Origin of the sequence: Fictibacillus nanhaiensis (genome assembly GCF_049537595.1) — a bacterium.
In the GTDB taxonomy this organism is placed as follows: Bacteria; Bacillota; Bacilli; order Bacillales; family Fictibacillaceae; genus Fictibacillus; species Fictibacillus nanhaiensis_F.
Genome location: NZ_JBMULM010000001.1, coordinates 216,026 through 238,829 on the forward strand (window position 1 = coordinate 216,026; position 22,804 = coordinate 238,829).

Annotated in this window: 20 protein-coding genes; 16 read left to right on the plus strand and 4 right to left on the minus strand. The window is 40.5% G+C overall.

Translation table 11 applies throughout. The annotated features are described in order from the left end of the window. The first annotated feature begins 88 nt into the window (after window positions 1–88). Window positions 89–3,721, plus strand: coding sequence for a hypothetical protein (locus ACOZ9X_RS00940; RefSeq protein WP_423416641.1), 3,633 nt, complete (start codon window positions 89–91; stop codon window positions 3,719–3,721). Between the two features lie 298 nt (window positions 3,722–4,019). Then, the gene (locus ACOZ9X_RS00945; RefSeq protein ID WP_423416642.1) at window positions 4,020–4,334 is read left to right on the plus strand and encodes a DUF5658 family protein; all 315 of its coding nucleotides are present in this window, start codon (window positions 4,020–4,022) and stop codon (window positions 4,332–4,334) included. Window positions 4,335–4,380: 46 nt separating this feature from the next. On the opposite strand, the gene ACOZ9X_RS00950 is transcribed toward ACOZ9X_RS00945, so the two are convergent. From ACOZ9X_RS00950 to ACOZ9X_RS00960, 3 genes are read right to left on the minus strand one after another with little or no spacing between them, the layout of a single operon-like run. Continuing rightward, window positions 4,381–6,156, minus strand: a complete 1,776-nt coding sequence (locus ACOZ9X_RS00950; RefSeq protein WP_423416643.1) for a hypothetical protein — start codon at window positions 6,154–6,156, stop codon at window positions 4,381–4,383. Window positions 6,157–6,158: 2 nt separating this feature from the next. After that, a complete protein-coding gene (locus ACOZ9X_RS00955) occupies window positions 6,159–6,632 on the minus strand; it encodes a prepilin-type N-terminal cleavage/methylation domain-containing protein (protein WP_423416644.1) in 474 nt (157 codons plus the stop codon). Continuing rightward, a complete protein-coding gene (locus ACOZ9X_RS00960; protein WP_423416645.1) occupies window positions 6,622–7,050 on the minus strand; it encodes a type IV pilus modification PilV family protein in 429 nt (142 codons plus the stop codon). The genes ACOZ9X_RS00955 and ACOZ9X_RS00960 overlap by 11 nt, the downstream gene beginning before the upstream one ends. Before the next feature lie 166 nt (window positions 7,051–7,216). Here ACOZ9X_RS00960 and ACOZ9X_RS00965 point away from each other — a divergent pair, with 166 nt between their 5' ends. The 10 genes from ACOZ9X_RS00965 (at window position 7,217) to ACOZ9X_RS01010 (ending at window position 17,865) form a co-directional block, all read left to right on the plus strand. Continuing rightward, window positions 7,217–8,746 carry a hypothetical protein gene (locus ACOZ9X_RS00965; protein ID WP_423416646.1) on the plus strand — a complete coding sequence of 510 codons (1,530 nt, stop codon included), beginning with the start codon at window positions 7,217–7,219 and terminating at the stop codon, window positions 8,744–8,746. A 47-nt stretch (window positions 8,747–8,793) separates the two neighbouring features. Beyond that, the gene (locus ACOZ9X_RS00970) at window positions 8,794–9,531 is read left to right on the plus strand and encodes a PRC-barrel domain-containing protein (RefSeq protein ID WP_423416647.1); all 738 of its coding nucleotides are present in this window, start codon (window positions 8,794–8,796) and stop codon (window positions 9,529–9,531) included. A 10-nt stretch (window positions 9,532–9,541) separates the two neighbouring features. After that, window positions 9,542–10,957 (plus strand): VanW family protein, encoded by a 1,416-nt coding sequence (locus ACOZ9X_RS00975; RefSeq protein WP_423416648.1) that lies wholly within the window; start codon window positions 9,542–9,544, stop codon window positions 10,955–10,957. Further along, a complete protein-coding gene (locus tag ACOZ9X_RS00980) occupies window positions 10,954–12,618 on the plus strand; it encodes a GspE/PulE family protein (RefSeq protein WP_423416649.1) in 1,665 nt (554 codons plus the stop codon). The genes ACOZ9X_RS00975 and ACOZ9X_RS00980 overlap by 4 nt, the downstream gene beginning before the upstream one ends. 8 nt (window positions 12,619–12,626) lie before the next feature. Next, window positions 12,627–13,667 (plus strand): type IV pilus twitching motility protein PilT, encoded by a 1,041-nt coding sequence (locus tag ACOZ9X_RS00985; protein WP_423416650.1) that lies wholly within the window; start codon window positions 12,627–12,629, stop codon window positions 13,665–13,667. A 1-nt stretch (window position 13,668) separates the two neighbouring features. After that, a complete protein-coding gene (locus ACOZ9X_RS00990; protein ID WP_423416651.1) occupies window positions 13,669–14,877 on the plus strand; it encodes a type II secretion system F family protein in 1,209 nt (402 codons plus the stop codon). 34 nt (window positions 14,878–14,911) lie between these two features. After that, complete coding sequence (locus ACOZ9X_RS00995) at window positions 14,912–15,313, plus strand: type II secretion system protein (protein ID WP_423416652.1); 402 nt, start codon at window positions 14,912–14,914, stop codon at window positions 15,311–15,313. A 134-nt stretch (window positions 15,314–15,447) separates the two neighbouring features. Then, window positions 15,448–16,431 (plus strand): type IV pilus biogenesis protein PilM, encoded by a 984-nt coding sequence (gene pilM / locus ACOZ9X_RS01000; protein WP_423416653.1) that lies wholly within the window; start codon window positions 15,448–15,450, stop codon window positions 16,429–16,431. After that, window positions 16,425–17,036, plus strand: a complete 612-nt coding sequence (locus ACOZ9X_RS01005) for a hypothetical protein (protein ID WP_423416654.1) — start codon at window positions 16,425–16,427, stop codon at window positions 17,034–17,036. Before pilM ends, ACOZ9X_RS01005 begins: the two co-directional genes overlap by 7 nt. Continuing rightward, window positions 17,023–17,865, plus strand: a complete 843-nt coding sequence (locus ACOZ9X_RS01010; protein ID WP_423416655.1) for a hypothetical protein — start codon at window positions 17,023–17,025, stop codon at window positions 17,863–17,865. Before ACOZ9X_RS01005 ends, ACOZ9X_RS01010 begins: the two co-directional genes overlap by 14 nt. A gap of 45 nt (window positions 17,866–17,910) precedes the next feature. Here ACOZ9X_RS01010 and ACOZ9X_RS01015 read toward each other — a convergent pair whose 3' ends face one another. Continuing rightward, window positions 17,911–19,866, minus strand: a complete 1,956-nt coding sequence (locus ACOZ9X_RS01015) for an acyltransferase family protein (protein WP_423416656.1) — start codon at window positions 19,864–19,866, stop codon at window positions 17,911–17,913. Between the two features lie 259 nt (window positions 19,867–20,125). Between ACOZ9X_RS01015 and flaG the strand changes: the two genes are divergently transcribed. Genes flaG through ACOZ9X_RS01035 form a run of 4 tightly spaced genes read left to right on the plus strand, consistent with a single transcriptional unit; the run spans window position 20,126 to window position 22,800 of the window. Further along, window positions 20,126–20,464, plus strand: a complete 339-nt coding sequence (gene flaG, locus ACOZ9X_RS01020) for a flagellar protein FlaG (protein ID WP_423416657.1) — start codon at window positions 20,126–20,128, stop codon at window positions 20,462–20,464. 21 nt (window positions 20,465–20,485) lie between these two features. Next, window positions 20,486–22,018 carry a flagellar hook-associated protein 2 gene (locus tag ACOZ9X_RS01025; protein WP_423418195.1) on the plus strand — a complete coding sequence of 511 codons (1,533 nt, stop codon included), beginning with the start codon at window positions 20,486–20,488 and terminating at the stop codon, window positions 22,016–22,018. A gap of 30 nt (window positions 22,019–22,048) precedes the next feature. Next, on the plus strand, window positions 22,049–22,450 hold the full coding sequence (fliS, locus tag ACOZ9X_RS01030; RefSeq protein WP_423416658.1) for a flagellar export chaperone FliS: 402 nt from the start codon (window positions 22,049–22,051) through the stop codon (window positions 22,448–22,450). Continuing rightward, on the plus strand, window positions 22,450–22,800 hold the full coding sequence (locus ACOZ9X_RS01035) for a hypothetical protein (RefSeq protein WP_423416659.1): 351 nt from the start codon (window positions 22,450–22,452) through the stop codon (window positions 22,798–22,800). The genes fliS and ACOZ9X_RS01035 overlap by 1 nt, the downstream gene beginning before the upstream one ends. Window positions 22,801–22,804 lie beyond the last annotated feature (4 nt).

The following is a 22,804-nucleotide window of genomic DNA, read 5'->3' on the forward strand; positions in this document are numbered from 1 at the left end:
TATAAGTGAAATGACCCTAGTTCTATTTCTAGGGTCATTTTTTTCAAGTGTTGTTTTACTTTTTATGTAATATTTATAGGAGGATAGTATGATTAAGAAACTCTCTTGCACTTTGTTTTTTATACTAATTTTATTATTATCGATTCATTTTACTTCAGCAAATGTTTTTGCGAATTATTCAGTTTCAAATAATAATATAGAATATGTTCTTAATGAACGCGGCCTTTATACAATCGGTACGACTGGAGGGCAGGAAAATTATTCGGCTGACGATTATAAACGTTTAATTTATGGTCATCCAAATCCGGGAACATCTTATACAACAATAAAACTAGATGGTGCCGAACATAAATTTACATCCTTCCAATCACCAATTTTAAATATAGGGTCTTTAAGCTCAACAGCTTATCAAAATATAAACAATGTAAATTTTCAGCAAAATATAAGAATTATTAGAAATAGTAATACGTTAAAAGAAGATACTGTTGAAATAAGATACAAGGTTACTAACAATGATACGCAAGCCCATAATACAGGTTTAAGAATTATGATGGATACCATGCTGGGAAATAACGATGCTGCACCTTTTAGAATTCCAGGTGTGGGTGCAGTTACAACTGAAACGGAGTACACGGGTGAAAACATTCCTCAGTATTGGCAGGCTTTTGATAATTTAGCTTCACCAACAGTTACAGCGCAAGGCTCATTTTACTCTTCTTTCATGAATAAACCTGATAAAGTGCAATTTACGAACTGGGGTAATGTTATGTCAACTCCTTGGAATTATATTGTGAGAACAGGAAGTTCAAATGGGGATAGTGCAGTAAGCGTATATTGGAACCCTGATTTGATTCAGCCAGGTGAGGTCAGAGAATACATAACATATTATGGATTAACAGAGTTCACACAGGATTTAGAACCTCCACTTGCGGTAAATATTTCGGCTCCACATACAGTGGAACTAAACAACGGTACCTACTCACCGGACCCATATATTTTAACAGCTTATATAAACAATGTAGGTACGGCATCTGCAAATAATGTAAAAGCCAAAGTTATTATTCCTGAGGGGATAAAACTAAAAGAAGGTTTTAGTGAAGAGATAGAGCTAGGTGCAATTAATGTTAATGAATTAAAACAAAGTTCTTGGCAGCTGGAAATTGAGCCATCTGAAGAAAACAAAACATTAGAATATTCTATTGTTATTACTTCAGATGATACAGAAGAAAAGGTAGTTACAAGAACCCTTGAAATACCATCTATTTTAAATGAAATTACTGGTTTAACTGTTGAACCTGAGACGTTGTCACTAAGTAGAGGTGATTCAGCACAACTTTCAGTACAAGGTAAATTAATTAATGAAAGTACTAAAAATATTACACCTACAAGTGAAGGCACTACGTATATAAGTAATAATGGTGAAATTTCTATAAATCAAGACGGTTTATTAACCGTATCTGATCTTGCTATGAGTGGGACTTATTACGTTAGGGCATACAATAACGGTCATGTTGGAATTGTGACTGTCAATATTGATGCACCTATGGTTGAAGATATTATTGTTACACCTGAAAGAACTACATTATCGAGAAATGATAGTCTTCAATTACAAATTAGTGCACTTATGTCTGATGGTGAAACGGTACCTATTGAACTAAATGGTAATGTTACTTTCCAAAATTTAGACAGTACTAGAATTTCTGTTAGCAGCAATGGTGCAGTTTTAGTGAAAGATACTGCGTTGGGTGGAGAAGCTAAAATTCGTATAATATATGCTGGCATAATAAAGGAGTATATAATTGATATTGATGCACCAACAATTGATTCTATTACTACCAATGTACAAGAAATCACATTAGAAGCGGGAGAAACCTTTCAGATAGAAAGTTTAGCTCATTTTACAGATGGTTCTGAAATGGATATTACTGAAGCCTCATCAGGTATTATATATTCTAGTAGTAATAATCGTTTAGCAACCATCAATTCTTCAGGATTAATTACTATTCCTTCTACAGCTGAAAATGGTGTTGCGACGATCATGGTTAGTTATGGTGGGAAAACAGCAAGTGTACAGGTTAATACTGATTCTCTACTTCCTGAAAGAATAGAACTCGAACCAGTCCAATTAACATTGCAGCCTGGACAGAGTCATCAGTTTCGGGTTACAGCTTATATGAATGACGGGAGTTTGCAAACCTTAAATAATAGAGATGTAGATTATACTGTTTCTTCTTCATATGCTCAAATCAATTCTGACGGATATTTAACTTTATCGAACTTAGCACGAGACGGAGTACAATTTAATGTTAAAGCTAGTTATGGTAATTATAGTAGTATTTCTATAATAACTATAGATGATGGATTGCCAGACTTAGCTAATATTGAATTTGTTGAAGACGCATTTCTAATGCAACCAGGTGATAGTAAACAGTTATTTTTAAAAGCAACAATGAGTGATGGATCTGTAAAAGAAATAACTTCAGATGCTAATTATACAAGATCTTCATCCTATGCGAACGTAAGCAGTGCAGGGTTGCTACAATTATCTTCAAGTACCAAGTTTGGAATGACAATAACGGTAACCGCAACTTATGAAGGAAAATCTACTACGGCAACAATAAATGTAGCGAATGCAGGACCAACGGTAGAATCCATTAACTTTGAAGAGAACACTTTCACCTTAGCACCCGGAGGTTCAAAGCAATTAAAAATGTTGGCAACAATGAGTGATGGAACGACTCAAGAGATTACAAGTGGTATTACGTATACAAAATCCTCGTCGTATGCAACAGTGAGCAACTCAGGGGTTTTACAATTATCGACTAGCACAAGGCTTGGAATGACAATAACGGTAACCGCAACTTATGAAGGAAGATTTACTACGACAACAATAAATGTAGCGAATGCAGGACCAACGGTAGAATCCATTAATTTTGAAGAGAACACTTTCACTTTAGCACCCGGAGGTTCAAAGCAATTAAAAATGTTGGCAACAATGAGTGATGGAACGACTCAAGAGATTACAAGTGGTATTACGTATACAAGATCCTCTTCGTATGCAACAGTGAGCAACTCAGGGGTACAATTATCGACTAGCACAAGGCTTGGAATGACAATAACGGTAACCGCAACTTATGAAGGGAAATCTACTACGGCAACAATAAATGTAGCGAATGCAGGACCAACGGTAGAATCCATTAACTTTGAAGAGAACACTTTCACTTTAGCACCCGGAGGTTCAAAGCAATTAAAAATGTTGGCAACAATGAGTGATGGAACGACTCAAGAGATTACAAGTGGTATTACGTATACAAGATCCTCGTCGTATGCAGCAGTGAGCAACTCAGGGGTTTTACAATTATCGACTAGCACAAGGCTTGGAATGACAATAACGGTAACCGCAACTTATGAAGGAAAATCTACTACGGCAACAATAAATGTGGCAAATGCAGGACCAACGGTAGAATCCATTAACTTTGTAGAGAATACCTTCACCTTAGCACCAGGAGGTTCAAAGCAATTAAAAGTGATGGCAACCATGAGCGATGGAACGACACAAGAGATTACATCCGGCATCACGTATACACGATCTTCTTCATACGCAACTGTAAGCAATACGGGATTGTTGCAAATGTCTACTAGTACAAGGCTTGGAATGACGATAACAATTACAGCCACATATAATGGCAAAACAGCTGAAACAATTGTTTATGTGCAATGATAACTATTGAGTATTCTCTATTAAAGACCTCTAAAGTTAAAGTTAGAGGTCTTTCTTTTAATTAGTTTCGCTATTAAATGTATACGAAATAAGTTGTTTTTAAATTCAGAGAAGTTTAACGCACAAGTAAACGGTTTGTAAATATCCATGTGCATGCTGGTAAGCATATCACCCAAAGTGTATCTAAGTTTGTAAATACTTATATTCAAAAAAAGTTTGTCGCTTTTTGCAACACATTTCTAGTAAACTTTCTCTCTACTTATGGGTATACTTCATTTAGAGAGAGGAGTGAGTAGGGATGGATCGCGTGTTTCGTATACAAAAACATCTATGGGTCTGTTTGAGTCTAGGGCTTTTAAATGCTGCTGATGCTCTGTTCACTCATCAGTTGCTCCAAAAGGGTGGAAGAGAACTTAATCCGTTAATGCGGAGTCTGTATGAATATGATCCTGTTATCTTCTTACTCGTAAAATTCTTTTTTACCTATCTTATTATTGCCATTGGGTTTGTGCCTCTTAAAAGAAGAGTGCAAATACTGTTAAACCTTGCTTTACTTGTTTATTTTATCGTCATTTCCTGGCATGTCATCATTAATGTGTGGCTTGTGAAATAAATAAAAACCTCCCGATGGGGGAGGGTGCGTCATTAATAAGGCTGCATCATTGAAGTTGTCGATCTAACTGTGAAACAGATAAGTCTCTTACAGTCGGCAAACCTTCTGGTGGATTTTTAATTAACTCTGGATTATAAATAATCTTTAGACGTGACCTAGAAGGTGACATCTGTGCTTGCCCTGAATCAAAAAGATAGGGTTGGGTGCTTCCTCTTTTTACTTGCCCTTTTGTTGCATTCAAGACAACTTTTCTCCCAAAAACTCCACCCTGAATTTCTACGTTTGAACCCACACCGTAAATCTCCATTTGTTCTTCTGAATAAAAGAACCCTCTAATGATGTTTGCTGTATCTCCATAAACGTTGTTGTTCGCAATTAAAATAGAGTCTTTGCCAAACAAAACAAGTGACTTTTCGATGTTATTGTTCTGAATACCTTGCAATCGAGAGTAGCGGATCGTTGTCTTGCCTGTTACATAAATCGTAGAGTTAAATTTGATATGAGAGCCCCAGATGGTTAGGTCGCCATCTACAAAAATGGGCCCATCCATTTCAAATTGTTCATAGTCGTTGTAGTTGTAATGGCTCGTACTCTTATCGCCAATTACAACATTCCCTCCAAAATAGGCACCTTGTTTAAACGTTAGTTTACTCCAGCCATCTTTACCGTTTCTAATGGTGATATCTCTATTCTCAGCATAAGTTCTAGAGCTGAAGCGATTGAAGACAAAGCTTCCATTAAATTTAATATCGTTTTTTGAATCTACATGTACATTTGAAGAGGCATATTGGTCCCTAATATGATCTTTATGTGGATTATTGTTGAAATTTCCGTCTTTCACGTTTGTAACAGGAAAAGAGTTACCGAGTTCAGGAAAGTAATATTTGTTCCGCTGTCCTTCAATATCAATCGGAGCAAATCCCGGGTTCCTTGTATCCACAATCGGTACATATTCTTTGTTTACTTCTGTAAAAGAAGTGAAGGCATTTCTGACATTCTCTTTGTTTACTCTTTGGTAAGGACTTTTGTTCTCAAAGACCTTTTCTTTAATATGGTCGCTGTATTTTAAATCCGACGTCATCTTATAAAGACTGCCTGGAAGAATCAAGTGCGCTTTCTTCCCGTTTTCCCCTTCAACACTCGGTAGATCAGAAGGAATCCAGTCGTTTTCTGTTCCTACGATTCCTTTGTTTTTTGTAATCAAGTTGCGTTCTACATAAAGGTCCCCTTTTATGGCAACACCGCCATGCAGAAACATGTTGCCATCATCCTCACGTGCGGTACAGCCTTCTTTTCCTTTACACGGGTTATATGCACCAATGGCATAGTTTAAGGCTTCTGGTACTTGTTTGGCCCCGAGCTGTATGGTTGAGATCAATGTTTTCGTTTTCCCGTTGACCGTTGCTTGGCTATGTAGTGTCATCGTCTGGCTTAAGTCATCCGGGTCAGATGTTACTTTTTTCACGTTATAGATTTTTACTTTCAATGTACCGTCAGCGTCATTAGAGAGCGTAGCGGTTGATAAAAATGGAGTGTTCGCATGATCTACTTTGTAATCTTTAATAATGATATTTAGTGAATCGTTAAAGTCTTTTGCAGGCAATCCCGCTAATGGCTGCGTTTTTGTTTCAAGTAGCGTAGACAAGTAATCAATGCCTTTTTCAGCAAGCTCGACGGATTGGATCTGTGTTTCACGTGCACCGGTTTTTTTAACGCCGTTGAAGGTAGTGGAAACCAAGGAAAGTCCGGCTACCGTGAAAATCACGATCATCAATAGGACGATAATGAGTGTGTTTCCTTTTTCAGATAAGTGTTTTCTCATTCCTACTCCTCCAATAGTCCGAATTGACTTTGTAGTGTTAGCGTTTTGGCTCGTTCATTTTTGTTGCTTTTTACATGTAACGTAATCTTGACGCTTTTTCCTACTTTTACGATGGTGGAATCTTTAAAGTTGTAGTCATTCGTGCTGATGGACTGCCCGTTTATGACGGGAACGTGATTAATGAATCCCACTGTTTTGCTGGTGTTCTTATTTATTTCATAGACTAATAGACTTTGAGAACCCGTTGAAGCGTCTTTTACTTTGGAAATTGGCGCGGTGTAGAGTGAATCTATGATTTGGGACATGACAAGGTCCGCTTCGTCCCGGATCAGCGTTTCGTTATAAATTTTTTTTTCGGTATTTAGACCACTAAGCAAAACAAAATAAATAACGGTACCGATAATAGAAAAAAGGACGAGGGAGAGGAGTGATTCAACCAAGGTAAGCCCTTTTTGATTTCTTAGGTTATTTAACATTTTTCACATACCCCTCTACTGATGTGCTTTGTACTTTTTGGTTACTCATATATTGAATGGTTACTTTTACAGGAAAAAGGTTGATAGAGGATTCTTTTCCCTTTTGTGGTTTAACGGTAATTTTGGTTTCGTATGTATTGTTGTTGATGAGCGTTTCATACATATCTCTGCAAGAGGGGGAGGTACATGCGCTCTTTTCGTACGTTTTAGGAACAGCTTTCATCTCATAAGCACCATAATCGTTCTGTAAACGCTCAAGCGTCATTCTAGCCAGGTTTGTTGCGACCAGCTTGTTATTGTTTCCGGTGGAGATTTGATTCGCTTGGTTAAAAAACTGCGAAATACCGATTACTGAAACAGAAAGGATGATAAGCGAAATGAGCACTTCAATAAGAGAGAAACCTTTTTCTGATAACATCACATCTGCCTCCTTGTCAGAATCAGTACAAAAGTACTATGAAAACCTCATTTTTCTCTTTTATTATACAATATTATTTAGAAAAGTTTGATATTTTTGGATGTTTTTTAGTGATTTTGTAGTATTATAGGTTTAATTAGCTAATGTTGGAATTGGGGAGAAGCCATTGATACCATTTGTTCTTTTATTCACGTTTACATTGATTGCAGGTACGGTGTTGTATTTTTATCCGCCAAACATCCCATTAAAGTTAAAGATGACGCTGTTAGGGCTTGCGTTCTTACTCGCTTTAGGCGGCTTATTTGTATTAGATAACTTGTCTTATGGACTAGCCCTTGCTGCCATTATGGCGATAGCATTTGTTACTTCTTATGTGGCAGAAAAAAGAATGAACTTGATGCCTGCAACTGCTGGACAAACGGAGATCGTTCTATCTTTCACAGAAGAAAAGCCGTTACGTGAGAGGAAGTCAGAGGATTTAGAACATAAAACGGAAGTTCTGGAACCAGAAAGTGCTGAAACGGTAGATGAACTTCAAGAAATAGAAGAATTTCAAGAAGTAGAAGGTCTTCTAGAAGTAGAAGAAATGACGAAACAAGAAGTTTTGATCGACATGCCACACGAGGAACTGGATTCTACTATACAAGCGTTTGAGAGTCTTGATGTTATCGATCTCTTAGATTTGGATCTAGATGAAAACGTCCTTGAAAACGATCGAAATGTTGTACTAGAAATTGCAGAATCTGTTGTAGAACCTCCAATGGAAGTAGATGTAATCGATGGGCTTGCTGAATTGACGGATGATGAGTTTGCTTTCTTGACTGAAACAAGAGAAATTTCAGAAGATGTAACGGAACTGCCGGTTGTTACCGATATAGATAATGTGGACATTTTTTTGCAACGTTCTGCTCTTTTGGAAGAACTTGATGAGGAAGAATGGATTGAAGAGCTACCATTAGATGAAGAACCGATTGCTACCAAAGATATCGTAGAAGAGAATGCAGAAGTTATTCTAAACAACGATGAAGAAGTTCTTGAGGAAGCGTTTGTTAGAGACTTAGAAGTTGATGCAACAAACGAAATGGTTATGGAAGCAAAAGAATTATCAGACACAGAACAAGACCACTTCGTTGAGAAACCCATCATAGAAGAACACCTCCTAGAAGAACAAAAACTTGCAGATGTAAATCCAGAACACTTTGAATCAACCGTTGAGGAAATCGATATAGCCGAATGGGCTGAAGAAATCAATGAAATGGAAGAAGACGGTTACACGCCTGAATCTACTCTAGAAGAACAGACGGAAGAGCAAGCTGTTGTTCAGGCCGCAGATGAGTTTGAGCCAGTTAATGAAACCGAAAGTGAAGGTTCATTTGCAGAAGAAGCTGAGAGTGAACATCCTGCGCCAGATATGAATGCCGAAGTACAGGATATGTTGTTAAGTACTTTGAATGGGTATCAAGAGCAAGCAGACGACGAGTCTTATCAAGTGATGCTTCACACGATATGGAACCAAACATTATCGGACAAAGATTATTATCTGTTTGGCAAGCTTTTGCTAGATTCTTATGTGGCAGTAGATGAACGATCAAGAGTGAGTGATTTGTTAGACGGAATGGAGGGTCGATTGCAGTCGTACCCCGTTATTGCAGAAGAGCTGAAAAGGTACCGAGATACTTTTCTTGTAAAACAATAACTTTATAACAACATATTATTTAAACATAAAAGGACTGGGTGAATGTTATGAAAAAGAGTAATCAGTTTGTTGGACTACCAATCATTAGTATTGCAGATGGAGCGGAAGTGGGTCATGTTAAGTCGTTAGTCGTTAACCCAAAAGAAGGAATGGTTGATTTTCTTACGGTTGAACATGCTGATTGGCAGATCAGTGTTCGTGCTGTTCCCTTTAAGAAGATCGTGGGTGTAGGGGAGTTTGCCGTCATGATTGAGGACAGCACATCCATTTTTGATTTAACGGAGATTCCGATTGCTAACGAGCTTGTTCAGAAAAAAATCAACGTCGTTGGCGCAAAATTAATTGATCGTAAAGGTCAACTGATTGGTGAAGCAACGGAGTTTTTCATTAATGAAGATACAGGAGCCATTCTTGGTCTTGAACTTTCGTTACGTTCTAAAAAAGTAATCTTGTCTTCAGAACAGCTCATTACCTATGGCCGTGATCTGATCGTCATTAAAGAGGAAGCACAACTAAATTTCTTAGATAAAGCGGAAATGTTGTTAGGCAATTTGAATGAAGTTGCCGCTACCGTTGAACAACCAGAAGTAACACAAGAACTGTCTGAGTTCCAAGAAAAACAATTAACTTTGCTTACAGGAAGAACGACAACAAAAGATATTTTCGAGAGAAACGGCAATCTGTTATTTCCGAACGGTACGACTTTAAAGAAAGAGGATGTTAGGAAAGCTCAAGAAAAAGGGCCTGCTGTGCTAGCTGAACTTTCCATGAACGTTGTGGGATAAAGACAAAGCGATGGCTAAAAGAGAATTCAATCCGAAAAATTTTCTTGCAATCTTTGCATCCCTTAGCCTTGCAGCTCTATTTTTATTCTTTCTTAGTCACTTAGGGACAAAGGTATACTCAAACTTTTTTGAAGAAGACAGGTATCGTGAGGGGGTTGTGCTCGCTTCCATCCCGTTAGAAGGTGTTGTGAAATCAGAGGCCATAAGTTTCGTAAACGATCAAGTCTCAAAGTGGCAGAGTGAACATCCTGTCTATCTCGTTTACAACGATAAAAAAGTAAAACTATCACCCGAAGCGTGGCAGTTTCAAAATGAAGAAAGCCTTAAAAGCATAACGGGTACTTCATCTTCAATGGTGGTAAATCTGAACGAAGAAGCGGTTACAGCATCTCTTGAGCAGCTAGACGTTTCGGGACTTCAAGAACTTTTAGACGAAGAAATGTTGTATGCCCATTTAAAGAAAATGGGTTCCACCCTTCAAACAACAAACCTTGAAGTTCCGGTGAATGAGTTTTTAACAACGTTCGGTCAAGCCGAAGAAATCGTAAGTGAAAGCACCATCAAACTACCAAGTGAGAATGTACTTTTGGAAGAGTATGTGGAAGGTCTTGAGGAATACGAGATCAAACCTGGAGAGGTGTTTTCCCTCATCGGAGCCATTGAAAGTGTGAGTTTGACACCACAAGATTCGATCGACTTAAACGTGCTAGCGAGCGGCATTTATACAGCGATACAAAAAACAAATTTTACGATCATCGAACGCCATACATCACGAGAACTTCCGAATTACGCCTCTCTTGGATATGAGGCCTTTGTTAAACCTGAAGATATGGATTTGGCTTTCAAAAATCCGAATGCCTCTACTTACAAATTGAACTTTGTATTAGAAGGAAGTCAATTAACGACTTCCATTGTAGGAGTCCCTCTTCCTTTCACGTACACGGTTAAGGTTGATAAGAAAGTATATGAGCCGAAGACGATTATCCATTTTACAGATCAACTCGCTTCTATTTTCAGTTCTGTGACGGTGAACAGCGGAAGTGAAGGCTACTTGGCAACCGTGTATCGAAAGTCGTTTGGTTCAGGAGGAGAAGAAGTGGCTTCTGAGAAGTTAGCGGAAGACTTTTATCCGCCTAAGCATCGGATTGAAGAAAGAGGCTACCTGATCGAGGAAGAAGAAACGAGTGAAACGACGCCAGAAACGGAATACCCTGTCGTTCCATATCCATACCCGTTTCCCTACCCATATCCGTGGAACCCAGATCCGGCTAATCCGAATCCGTACGTACCTGTACTACCGGGTATTCCTGGAACAGATCCGAGTGATAAACCGATTCCACAGATGCCGACTCCTGGAACAGGAAAAGGAAAAGAAAAAGAAACAACCACCGAACCTGAAAAAGAGAGCGATGGTGATGTGCAATGATCGTTCCTAAAAAACGACTTGGTGATCTGTTAGTTGAATCTGGATTGATTTCTGATGAAGTTCTTCAGCAAACGTTAAAAGGAAAACGCGGCAACCAAAAGCTTGGAGACGCGCTGATTGAAAAAGGACTTCTAACCGAACAGCAGCTAATTGAGGTATTGGAATTCCAACTTGGTATCCCACACATCAGTTTGTACCGATATCCGATCGACGAACAGGCAGTAGCCATCGTCCCTAGAGAATTTGCGCGCAGACATTTTCTGATGCCGGTGAAAAAAGAAGGGGACAAGCTGTTCGTTGCTATGGCAGATCCAATGGATTTTACCGTCATTGATGACCTGCGATTGACGACGGGATTTCAAATTGAACGCGCCATCTCAGCGAAAGACGATATCATTCGCGCTCATAACAAGTTTTACGATATCGATGATTCCATGGAAGAGTTTTTGGACCTGATTCCGCAAGGCGGGTCCCTAAAAGATGACAGCCGAATGACGGAAGAAGACTCGCCGATCGTCAAGCTTGTGAACCAGATCATTCAGCAAGGGGTTCAACAAAAAGCGAGTGATATTCACTTTGATCCGCACGAAACTAAGCTCGTTGTGCGGTACCGCATCGACGGCATGCTGAAGACCGAGCGCAGTCTGCCCAAGCATATGCAGAATATGCTGACAGCACGTATTAAGATCATGGCAAACTTAAACATAACTGAAAGCCGGTTGCCACAGGATGGCCGAATTAAGATGACGCTCGATATGCATCCTGTGGATCTTCGTGTATCTACATTGCCAGCCATATATGGTGAAAAGATCGTTCTGCGTATTCTCGATCTCGGCAGTTCACTGAACCATTTAGAGAATCTAGGGTTTAACAAGCTTAACATGCAGCGGTTTTCCAATCTCATCAAACAGCCGAATGGCATTATTTTAATCACAGGGCCTACAGGATCAGGAAAATCTTCCACTTTATACGCAGCGCTAAACAAGCTGAACACAGAGGAAGTGAATCTGGTTACGATTGAAGATCCTGTTGAGTATCAGCTCGCTGGTATCAATCAAATTCAAGTGAATTCTAATGTGGGCCTAACGTTTGCAAGCGGGCTGCGGTCCATACTTCGTCAGGATCCAGACATCGTCATGATTGGGGAAATCCGTGATACAGAAACCGCGGAAATTGCGGTTCGTGCTTCTTTAACCGGTCACTTGGTGTTAAGTACCCTTCATACGAACGACTCAATCGGGACGATTGCTCGTTTGACAGATATGGGTGTTGAACCGTTTCTGGTGGCAGCATCACTATCTGGAGTCATTGCTCAACGACTTGTGCGAAGAGTATGCCGTGATTGTAAACAAACGTTTAAAGCGACTGAACGCGAAAAAGAGATTTTTGCCAAACGCGGTATTAAGATTGAAGCGGTGTCACGCGGTAAGGGTTGCGGAATGTGCAACAGTACAGGCTATAAAGGACGCCTTGCGCTTCATGAGGTGTTAGTGATTGATGAACACATTCGCCAGTTGATCATGAATAACCGACCGATCGTTGAACTGAGAGAGTATGCCATGAAAAATGGAACGATCTTTTTGATTGATGATGGCTTTTTAAAAGTAAAACAAGGCTTAACGACGACTGAAGAAGTCTTGCGTGTAGCTATCAACGAGTAGGTGCAGTCATGAAAGAGAAATTGGAACAATGGCTCCGAGCAGCCTTTCAATTAAAAGCATCCGATGTTCACCTGTCCGTTGGCATGCCTCCAGTTTTTCGGATTAACGGAGGGTTGAAACGTTACGGAAGTGAGTCGTTAAAACCGGAAGATACCTTGCAAATCTCACAAATCGTCATCGAAGAGAAGTATTATCCAGAGTTTGAAGAAGTGGGAGAGATTGATATCTCTTATGGTATTCAAGGGTTGTCGCGATTCCGGGTGAACGCCTATCGTCAACGCTCTTGTGTAAGCTTAGCGTTTCGAATCATTCCAACTTCCATTCCTAGCATGGAAGATTTGGCGCTCCCCGAAAGTGTGAGAAAGATGGCGGGGAAACACCAAGGGCTCGTGTTAGTTACAGGACCTACGGGAAGCGGGAAGTCCACGACTCTTGCCTCGATGATCGATTTTATGAACCGGAGTATGAGCCGGCACATCATAACGTTAGAGGATCCGATTGAGTACTTGCATCGCCATCGAACGTGCGTGATCGACCAGCGCGAAATTGGTTTTGATACCAACAACTTCGCAAACGGTCTACGCGCCGCACTCCGCCAGGACCCTGATGTGATTTTACTAGGGGAAATGCGAGATCTGGAAACCATTGCGACTGCCATCACAGCAGCAGAAACGGGTCACCTTGTTTTAGGCACACTACATACAACAAATGCATCGTCAACGATTGATCGGATTGTCGATGTGTTTCCGCCAGAACAACAAGGTCAGATTCGGATTCAGTTAGCTTCTGTGTTAGTCGGGGTAATGTCGCAAAGGCTGCTTCCGACCATGGATGGAAAAGGACGCAAGGCAATCACTGAAGTGTTAGTGAACACGCCAGCCGTTGCCAACTTGATCCGCAATGAGAAGATTCACCAGATTCATAGTGTGATGCAGACAAGCAAGAACGCTGGGATGCATACGTTCGAAATGTCGGCTAAGGAAGCTCTTGAACGCAATGAAGTTTCAAGAGAGTTCGTGGAGCCATATCTCCTGGAGAAGGGAGGCTAAGATGGCACAGTTTAGTTATGTGGGTCGTGACAAAAGTGGGAAAAAGCGAACAGGATCCGTACTGGGACTCTCGAAACGGGAAGCGGTTCTAAAGTTAAAAGAAAAAGGAATTGCCGTCACGGAAGTGCAAGAAATGAAACAAACGCTGTTTAACAAGGAAATTTCGTTAGGCAGTCCTGTAAAGTCGCAGCAGTTTGTCATCTTTTTAAGACAGTTTGCGACCTTGCTGAGAGCCGGTGTATCTGTCGTAGATTCCACGAGCATTTTATCTGCTCAAACCGAGAGTAAAGCGTTGCAAAAGGTGTTAGCGGATGTGGAAGAGGAGCTCCGGCAAGGAAATCCTTTATCTAGTGCAATGAGCCGGCACCGAAATGTTTTCCCTCCGATGGTCATAAACATGGTGTCTGCAGGAGAAGCAGGTGGTAGTCTGGACGATACACTCGACCAACTCGCTACTTATTTTGAAAAACAGCATTATACGAAACAAAAAATAATTTCAGCTATGATGTATCCGATGATTGTCGGAGTAGTGGCGGTGTTTGTTGTCATCTTCCTGCTTGCAAAGGTTGTGCCAACGTTCGCGGCCATGCTGCAAGACGCAGGTGGAGAGCTACCGGCGATCACACTTTTCGTCCTAGCAGCCAGTCACTTTGTACAGAAGTTCTGGTGGCTTTTGATCACACTTTTTGTACTACTCTATCTAGCACTCTTGATTATTCGTAAAAATAAATCCAGCCGGTATTACTTTGATTATGTGATTTTAAAAGTACCTGTATTCGGCAAGCTGCTTCAAAAGTCAGCTTTGGCACGTATGACGCGTACATTGAGCTCTCTGTTTTCAAGCTCTGTACCAATTCTCCAGTCTTTGTCCATTGTGGAGAAGGTGGTAGAGAATGAGGTCGTGGCAAAAGTCATACGTGAGTCTAGGAGTTCACTTGAAACGGGACAACGGTTAACAGAACCGATGAAAAAACATTGGATCTTTCCGCCGCTTGTGACACAGATGATTTCAATAGGAGAAGAGACGGGATCTCTTGATGAAATGCTTGCAAAAGTCGCTGATTTTTACGAGAAAGAAGTAGAAACAGGGACTGATCGATTGAAGGCGATGATTGAGCCTTTGATGATTGTTTTCTTGGCTTCAGTGGTAGGGACGATTGTTGTATCCGTTATGGTGCCTATGTTTGAGATCTATAAAACGATGAGTTGAAAACAAACTAAAAATAAAGGGGAGTAAGAACAGAATGGTAAATAAACTATTAAAAAAGTATGCAAAAAATGAAAAAGGTTTAACGCTAATTGAATTGTTAGTGGTTATCGTTATTTTGGGGATTATTGCAGCAATTGCTGTCGTTAGTATTGGGGGGATTGTTGGTAAAACAAGAGATAAGGCAGCAGTTACCGAAGCAGTACAAATTATTAATGCAGCTAAATTAGCTCAATCTGAAGATAGTAAAAAGGTTAGCTGGACTCCTGCTGAACTAGAAACTTATGTTAGTAATTTAAAAGATGATACATGGACAGTTAACTTGAATGGGAAAGTATATAGTATTGTCAATCATGATGGCGGTAAGGTAGCAAAGAATAGTGGAAGTACCGAAGCAACGGCTACAGAAAAAGAATTAACAGATTTTCTTAATAAATAACATCTAGTAAATCTTTATTCCCTCAATCAATTTGAGGGAATAAAGGTATCCTTTTACGATTTCATCTATTAAAGGTGGAATGGTAAAAGGTATTCTGCTAATAAACAATTACTCCCAAACAAAGGGTGGTATACATGAAAATTAATCTTGGCCGCTTCAACAAAAAACGAATCAACCTATTACTCCAAGACCACGTCATCCGCTTTCTAGACTACCGCCAGCCCGAGGACCTAGACGTGAAAAGCTCTGGAGAACGCTACCTGCCTGAAGCACTCATTCAAGATGGCATCATTACCGACCGTGACACCCTTCTCACTATTCTAGAAGAGTGTGTAGAGGAGTGGGGAATTAAAGGCCGGGAAGTGCAATTTCTGATCCCTGACAGCAAACTCGTTATCCGTAAACACCATATTCCTGCTAACCAAAGAGATGAAGAGATTAAGGGCTACCTTTATATGGAACTTGGAAATACGATCCACCTGCCATTTGAGGACCCTGTCTTTGATTTTGTTTTGCTCGAAACGGATGGGGAAAAGCGTGAAATTCTTCTTTTTGCAGCCTCTGAAAAAATGGTTCATGAATATTCGTCTTTGCTAACGGATGCTAAGTTAAAACCCGTTGTGGCGGATGCTTCATGTGTTGCCTTGTACCGACTTATTTTTATGAAGAATCTTGTTTCTGAAACAGATCATACCCTTTGCTTGCAGTTTGATATTCCTGCTGTGCAATTAAGTATTTTTCACCAACATAAGCCGTATTTCTTCAATCATTTGAAGATGGAGACCGATTATAAAAGCTGGAATTTTAAACAGCATTCTACCGGGGTGCAAAAGATTGTTTGGCAAGGTGACTCTGGATTTGTTCACGGATTGATTGAAGATAAGCTTGTTGAGATTGAGCGAATCGTTAACTATTATAAATTCACGATTAATCATGGGGAACAGGGTGTAACGAAAGTCATTCTCTCTGGGGAACTTCCCGAGTTAAGGTACATACAAGAAAGACTTGCTTCTAAATTAGACGTGCCCGTACTCACCATCGATCAGTCTGATCAGCAACTGCCATCACAGTTTGACGTTGTGTTAGGACTCGGTTTAAAAGAGGTGCAGCTATGTTAGTCGACATCAACCTGTTACCCGTTAAGGAACAGAAATCGCTTAAGACTACCATTCTATTCATTGTTGCCATTACCATGCTGTTAGGATCGAGTACTTGGCTTGGTCTGGATTATTACGTGAGTCGTGGTGAATTACAAGAGAAGGAACGATTGTTAGCACAAGAGAAGCTGTTGGTGCAAACCCAAATCAAGAACCAAGAGCAATCAGGCCCTGTTGTACAGTCCGCCCCTCTCGCTGAGAAAATCGAATACATACGGGGTAAGAAAATAGCGGCTACTGACCTTCTTCAACATCTTGTCGCTCTTCTCCCAGAACGTGGTTTTTTTATGAAATATGAGTATAAGGATAAGAAGACGATTCTCGTAGAAGCGCAGTTTGATACGTTGGCTGAAACGTCGCATTATTTATATGAACTCACCAACTCGCCCTATTTAGCTACAGCCACGATTGAAAAAATGGAAACGACAAACTTTGAGGAAATTAACGAAGGGGAAGATATGACAGCCATGAAGGATTATCTGCCTCGTTACCGCAGCTTGTACAAGATTGAATTTGAGCGAGATAAAATTCTAGAGTTAAAAGGTGAAGAGAATGGCGGAGAATAAGCGGATTCTAACTTACATCACTCTTGGCATCATTGTTCTGTTTATGGTTGGAGGCGTCTATAGTTATTTCGGCGTACTTTCTCCTCTTCATCAGCAAATCCAGTCCGTCGATGCTGAAACCAAACAGCAAAAAGACTTATTGGATAAAGCAACAGCCCCTCTTGCTGTTACAACACAAACCAGTGAAAATACGTTCGCCTTACAAGAGGAAGTTCCGGTGAAACCACTTATTGATCAACTGATGCTGCAATTTGAAAAAGCAGAAGTGTTGTCAGACAGTTTAATTTTAACGATGGATTTTAGTGATGGAGAAGCATCGGAAGACGAAGAAGAAATGGCACCTGAAGAAGAATCGACTGAGGAAGCTGCATCTGAAGAATCGCCAACTGGTGAACCTTCAGACAATGAAAATACTGAACAAGAAACTTCCACTGAAACCTCTGAAGCTGCGGCAGAAACGGTTTCAAACGAAGATGACGATGTTGAGCCAAGTGAAGCCACAACATCGCCTGTTCCAGAAGTTCTACCTGAGGGTGTCAAAAAAATTACTGCTGAAATGTCTGTCGTCTCAAAAAATTATGAGAGCATTCAAACGTTTATTAAAACGGTCGAAGAGTTAAAACGTGTAATTGTTGTAGAGGGAATAACTTTTACAGGTATGGATGAGTTAGAGATTGCCTCTTCTGATGCTGTGACTGACCAACTTAAATACGAAATCACTATCTCAGCTTATTATTTACCTGAACTCACGGATTACTTAAAAGACCTTCCAAAAGGAGAGTTTCCAGCTCCGAACGGAAAAGAAGATCCACTCATTAAAAAAGAGTAGAATGAAAAAGCCAATCACCCTAAGCGGATGATTGGCTTTGCTTATTTAATCAATACGTTTAATCAAAAACTCTGCGTATTCTTTAGCACCTGTATGGGTTAAATGGACACCATCATTCCCAATGTATTCTGGATGAGATTCACTCTTCGTAAACCAATCCACTACTACAACATTTTTGTGCTCTTTAGCAACATTAGTAATCGTCTCATTCACTTCCCGCTGCCAAGGTTTAGGAACACGCGCTGTAATCATATAAATATCTCGATCACCAATTAGCTCAATCAAGTTATGCATTCTCTTTTCAGATAGTGGCCCATTCGCTCCAAGCTCAATCACCACGATTTCTCCTAAACTTCCGGAGCTTTTCTTCTGCTGAACAAGATCTTCTGCTTCTCTAAACTGGCGTCCAATCTTCGCATCCACTTTTGCATTCGGGAATACTTCCTCTAAGTGAGGCGTCACATCAATCATGACAGAGTCGCCGATGACAGAGAGAGAGCGAGTATCTTGAGCAGGTTGTTTCTCTTCGTTTGTTTCTCCATCATCAGATGGTGTTTCTTCAGAAGGTTTTTCTTTAGGCTCTTCTGCCGGTTTTGCGTCGTCTTTAGCACCATCAGGCTTCGGTTCTGGTCTCACCGTATTCTCTGGCGGAGGCTCTTCATTTCCAACTTTGTCTTGTATAGCAGAGATTACTTTATCTTTACTTAATGCTACTGAAGTTGTCGTGAAGCCGATCGCAGATACGCACATGAAAAGACCTAGAATACATGCTGTTAAGACAAACTTTCCGATAAACGACCGTTCACGTTTCCATTCCCCGCGTTTCACGACTCGACAGAACCTCGATAACGCACCTTTACGGATTGGGTTCTCGATGTATTTCCAAGATAGGTTAGCTAGAACGAGGATAAGTACAATCTGTAAGGTCGTTCTCACTAAGTTAGGCGCATCGGCTCCCCATTGAGGGCTCGTTAGAACAATCACCGGGAAGTGCCACAGATAGATGCCGTACGAACGAACGCCGACCCAGCGTAACGGTTTAAAGCTCAACCATGTGTTGAGTCTACTGGATGGGTGGACCATAACGGCTACTACTAATAGAGCGGCAACGGATATCGCGACCATTCCCCCTTGGTAGAGGAAGTCTTGATACTGATCTGTGCTTCCGAACATGTAAAAGATAAAAGCAAGTGAGAATAGTCCGACGAAGTCTAGTTTCCAACGAATTTCAGGTGGTAGCGTGCTAGACAGTTTTCGGCTCGGCCAGATGACGGCAAGGCTTGCTCCTAGTAAAAGGGAGAACACTCGCGTATCTGTTCCGTAATAGATGCGGCTCGGATCTGCGCCTGGTTCGTACAGAAGTGTCATAGTAGCTGCTGAAATGAGCGCGCCCAATAGCATCATAGAAAACAGGGAACCTTCACGAACTTTCATTTTTAATAGGACGATAATGACCAACGGCCATAGGATATAAAATTGTTCTTCCACCGCTAACGACCAAAAGTGGGTTAGTAGGGAAGGGGGTCCAAAGCTTTCGAAATACGAAAGATCTTGGAATATATACCACCAGTTGCTTACATAAAAAATCGCTGCAACGGTATCTTCTTCAAGTTTTTCAATCATGGATGGCTCGAACAAGGTTACATATGTGACGACGACGAGAAGCATCGTAAACATGGCTGGCAATAATCTTCGGGCACGGCGGATCCAGAAGTTTTTAAAGTTAATAGAATTTGTTGTGACGTATTCCGAGATTAATAGATCGGTTATTAGATATCCTGATAAAACAAAAAAGACAGTAACTCCTAAAAGACCGCCTGCCGCCCAATCAAAATTCAAATGATAGGCGATAACTGCAAGTACGGCGATGGCCCTTAGTCCATCGAGGCCAGTTATGTATCTGTTTTTGTGCAGAGGTTGTTCCATGGCTTTCGTTTGCTTAACGTTTGAGTTAGGCTGTTGGCTGCGTTTTCGGTGTTGCTTCGATTGTCGGTGTTTCATTACTGCCAGAATCCTCTCGTTTTCAATTTTTCATTTTTTAGTGTATGTATTGCTATATGTAAATGCCGCAGACATTATTAGTCATTTTTCTGCATTTATTATGTTCCTAAGCAACTATTTTACAATAAATAATTAGAAGATTGAGTAGTTTCATAGAATTGTAATAAAATTTTTTTCTGGACTTCTTTCTTTACTCGTCCTCAACAATTTTTTGATTAATCCGATATAAATTTTAGAGAAAATAAAAGGGGCGATGAAGGTGGAACTGCAATCGATTAGTTCTCCTGTATTTCAAAAGTCTGATACTGTGCTTAAAAGCCAAAACCAACCAGAACAATCGACTCAAGCCGAAGCTTCAGTACAGAGTAAACCAACGAAAGAATCACTAGAAAAAGTGATCCATGCGATGAACGATATGTTAAAACCGGCACACACTTCTTCAAAATTTGTGCTTCACGAAAAATTGAACGATTATTACGTTCAGGTCGTGGACGAAGTGACGCAAGAGGTACTCAAGGAGATTCCAAACAAAAAGTTCCTTGATATGTATGCGGATATGATTGATTTTATGGGTATTTTTGTAGATAAAAAAATTTAGGGACGGTGATGAACCGTGAGTATGAGAATTGGCGGATTAGCGAGCGGAATGGACATCGATACGATCGTTGGCGACTTAATGAAAGCAGAGCGCATTCCACTCGATAAACTAGCGCAGAAAAAGACAACGCTAGAGTGGCAGCGTGATGATTACCGCTCTATGAATAAGCTGCTTACCGATCTTGATCGTTTTGTTCTAGACGGAATCGCACTTCAGGGGACGTTCAATAAGAAGACGGTAACAAGCACGAATCCAAATGCGGTAACTGCGACTGCAGCGGGAAGTGCTTCGAATATTACTTCTAACATTAAAGTTACTCAACTGGCAACAGCAAGGAACTGGGTATCTGCACCGATATTAGATACTGGTGTTAATGCAAAGGGCACGGATTTGCTAAAGGATGTTAGTGCATCATTTGGAACGGCACCTATTGAGCTGAAAATAAAAGTTCAGAAACCGGGTAACGCAGCGTTTGAAGCAGTGAAAACAATTTCGATTGACCCAACAAAAGATACTTTAGAGTCGGTTGCAAAGAAGTTTTCTGAAGCTGGTTTAGATATGTCTGCATTTTATGATGAATCTACTGGAAAATTTGCGATATCAAATAACTTAACAGGATCAGGTTCTAAGCTCTCTCTTGAAGACACAGCTACAGTAAGCTTCTTTAGTCAAATTGGATTTGGTTCCATGCTTAGTGGAACAAATGCTCAATTATTAGAACCTACTCCTACAGTCGATGGTAAAGATGCAATATTTAACCTGAATGGAGTAACGGATATTAAACGACCATCCAACAACTTCACAATCAGCGGAGTTTCCTATTCACTAAAAGCAGTAGGTGAATCTACCATCAGTTCAACCACAGATACGGAAGGTGTAATCACTTCAATTAAAGACTTTGTAAAAAAGTACAACGAAACAATTGAAGCGATTAATAAAAAGACCGCGGAAACAAAGTACCGTGATTTTCCTCCATTAACGGATGCACAGCGCAAAGACTTATCTGAAAAAGAAGCGGAACTGTGGGATGAGAAGGCGAAGAGCGGGATGCTGCGTGGAGATTCTATCCTTTCGAGTGGATTGAACACGATGCGTTCGGTTCTGTACGCTTCGGTTAATACAGGGGACACGAAATATGATCAGCTTTCTGAAATCGGAATCACGACTTCCCGTAACTACCTCGACAAAGGGAAACTGGAGATCGATGACAAGAAACTAAGAGAAGCATTAGCGGCGAATCCTGAAGCTGTGATGAAGATGTTCACTGGCGATAGCACAAATAACGTGGAAGGCATTGCAAAAAAACTGCGTGCCTCAATCGATCAAACTGTCGACAAAATCGAACTAAAAGCAGGAAACGCGCTTCGAACAAATGCTCAGTTTACGTTAGGTAAAGAGTTAACTGACGTAGACAAACGTATTTCAGCTTTTGAAGACCGCCTTAAACAGGTGGAGGACAGATATTGGCGTCAGTTCTCGGCAATGGAATCAGCCATTCAACGTTCTAATCAGCAATCAGCTTACTTAATGCAGCAGTTTGGCGGCGGACAGTAATTTTAAACCAAAAAGGAGTGTTACCTTTACATGTCCATACTTAACGCAAACAAGGCGTATCAAAATAACTCAGTCCAAACGGCGTCTCCCGGCGAGTTGACGCTCATGCTCTATAACGGATGTTTAAAATTTATCGGTCTCGCACGAACGGGGATCGAGCTTAAAAATACAGAACAAAAGAATACGAACCTATTAAAAGCACAAAAAATCATTCAAGAGTTGATGGTCACGCTGAACATGGACCTTGAAGTATCGAAGTCATTGATGACGATGTACGATTACATCAACCGTCGTCTAATTGAAGCAAACATTCAAAATGACGTGAAGATCTTGGATGAAGTGGAAGACTATGTGCTGGATTTCCGCAATACGTGGAAAGAAGTAATCCTGATCAACCGCCGTATGCAGCATGGCGAAACAGGGCGCGTGTAATGCCTGCGGTAAAAATTCTGCTCGAGATCACGAAGAATTTATACGATCACGTGAGCGCAGGTTTACCGAAAGAAGAGCGCGAATCGTATATCGAGCGTTTAAATGAACTGCTCGATCAGCGTCAAGCGACAATCAGCAACTTACCTGCCACGTATTCAGAAGACGAACAGCGTATAGGGCGTTTGATTGTAAAGATGAACGAAACGATTGATCCTCTTCTAGCGAGGCAGTTCGAAGAGATTAAGCATAATCTTTCAACGATGAAGAAAAAGAAAGAAAAAAACACCCATTATGCGAACCCGTATCAGTCAGTTTCAGTGGATGGGATGTATTTTGATAAAAAGAATTAACGAA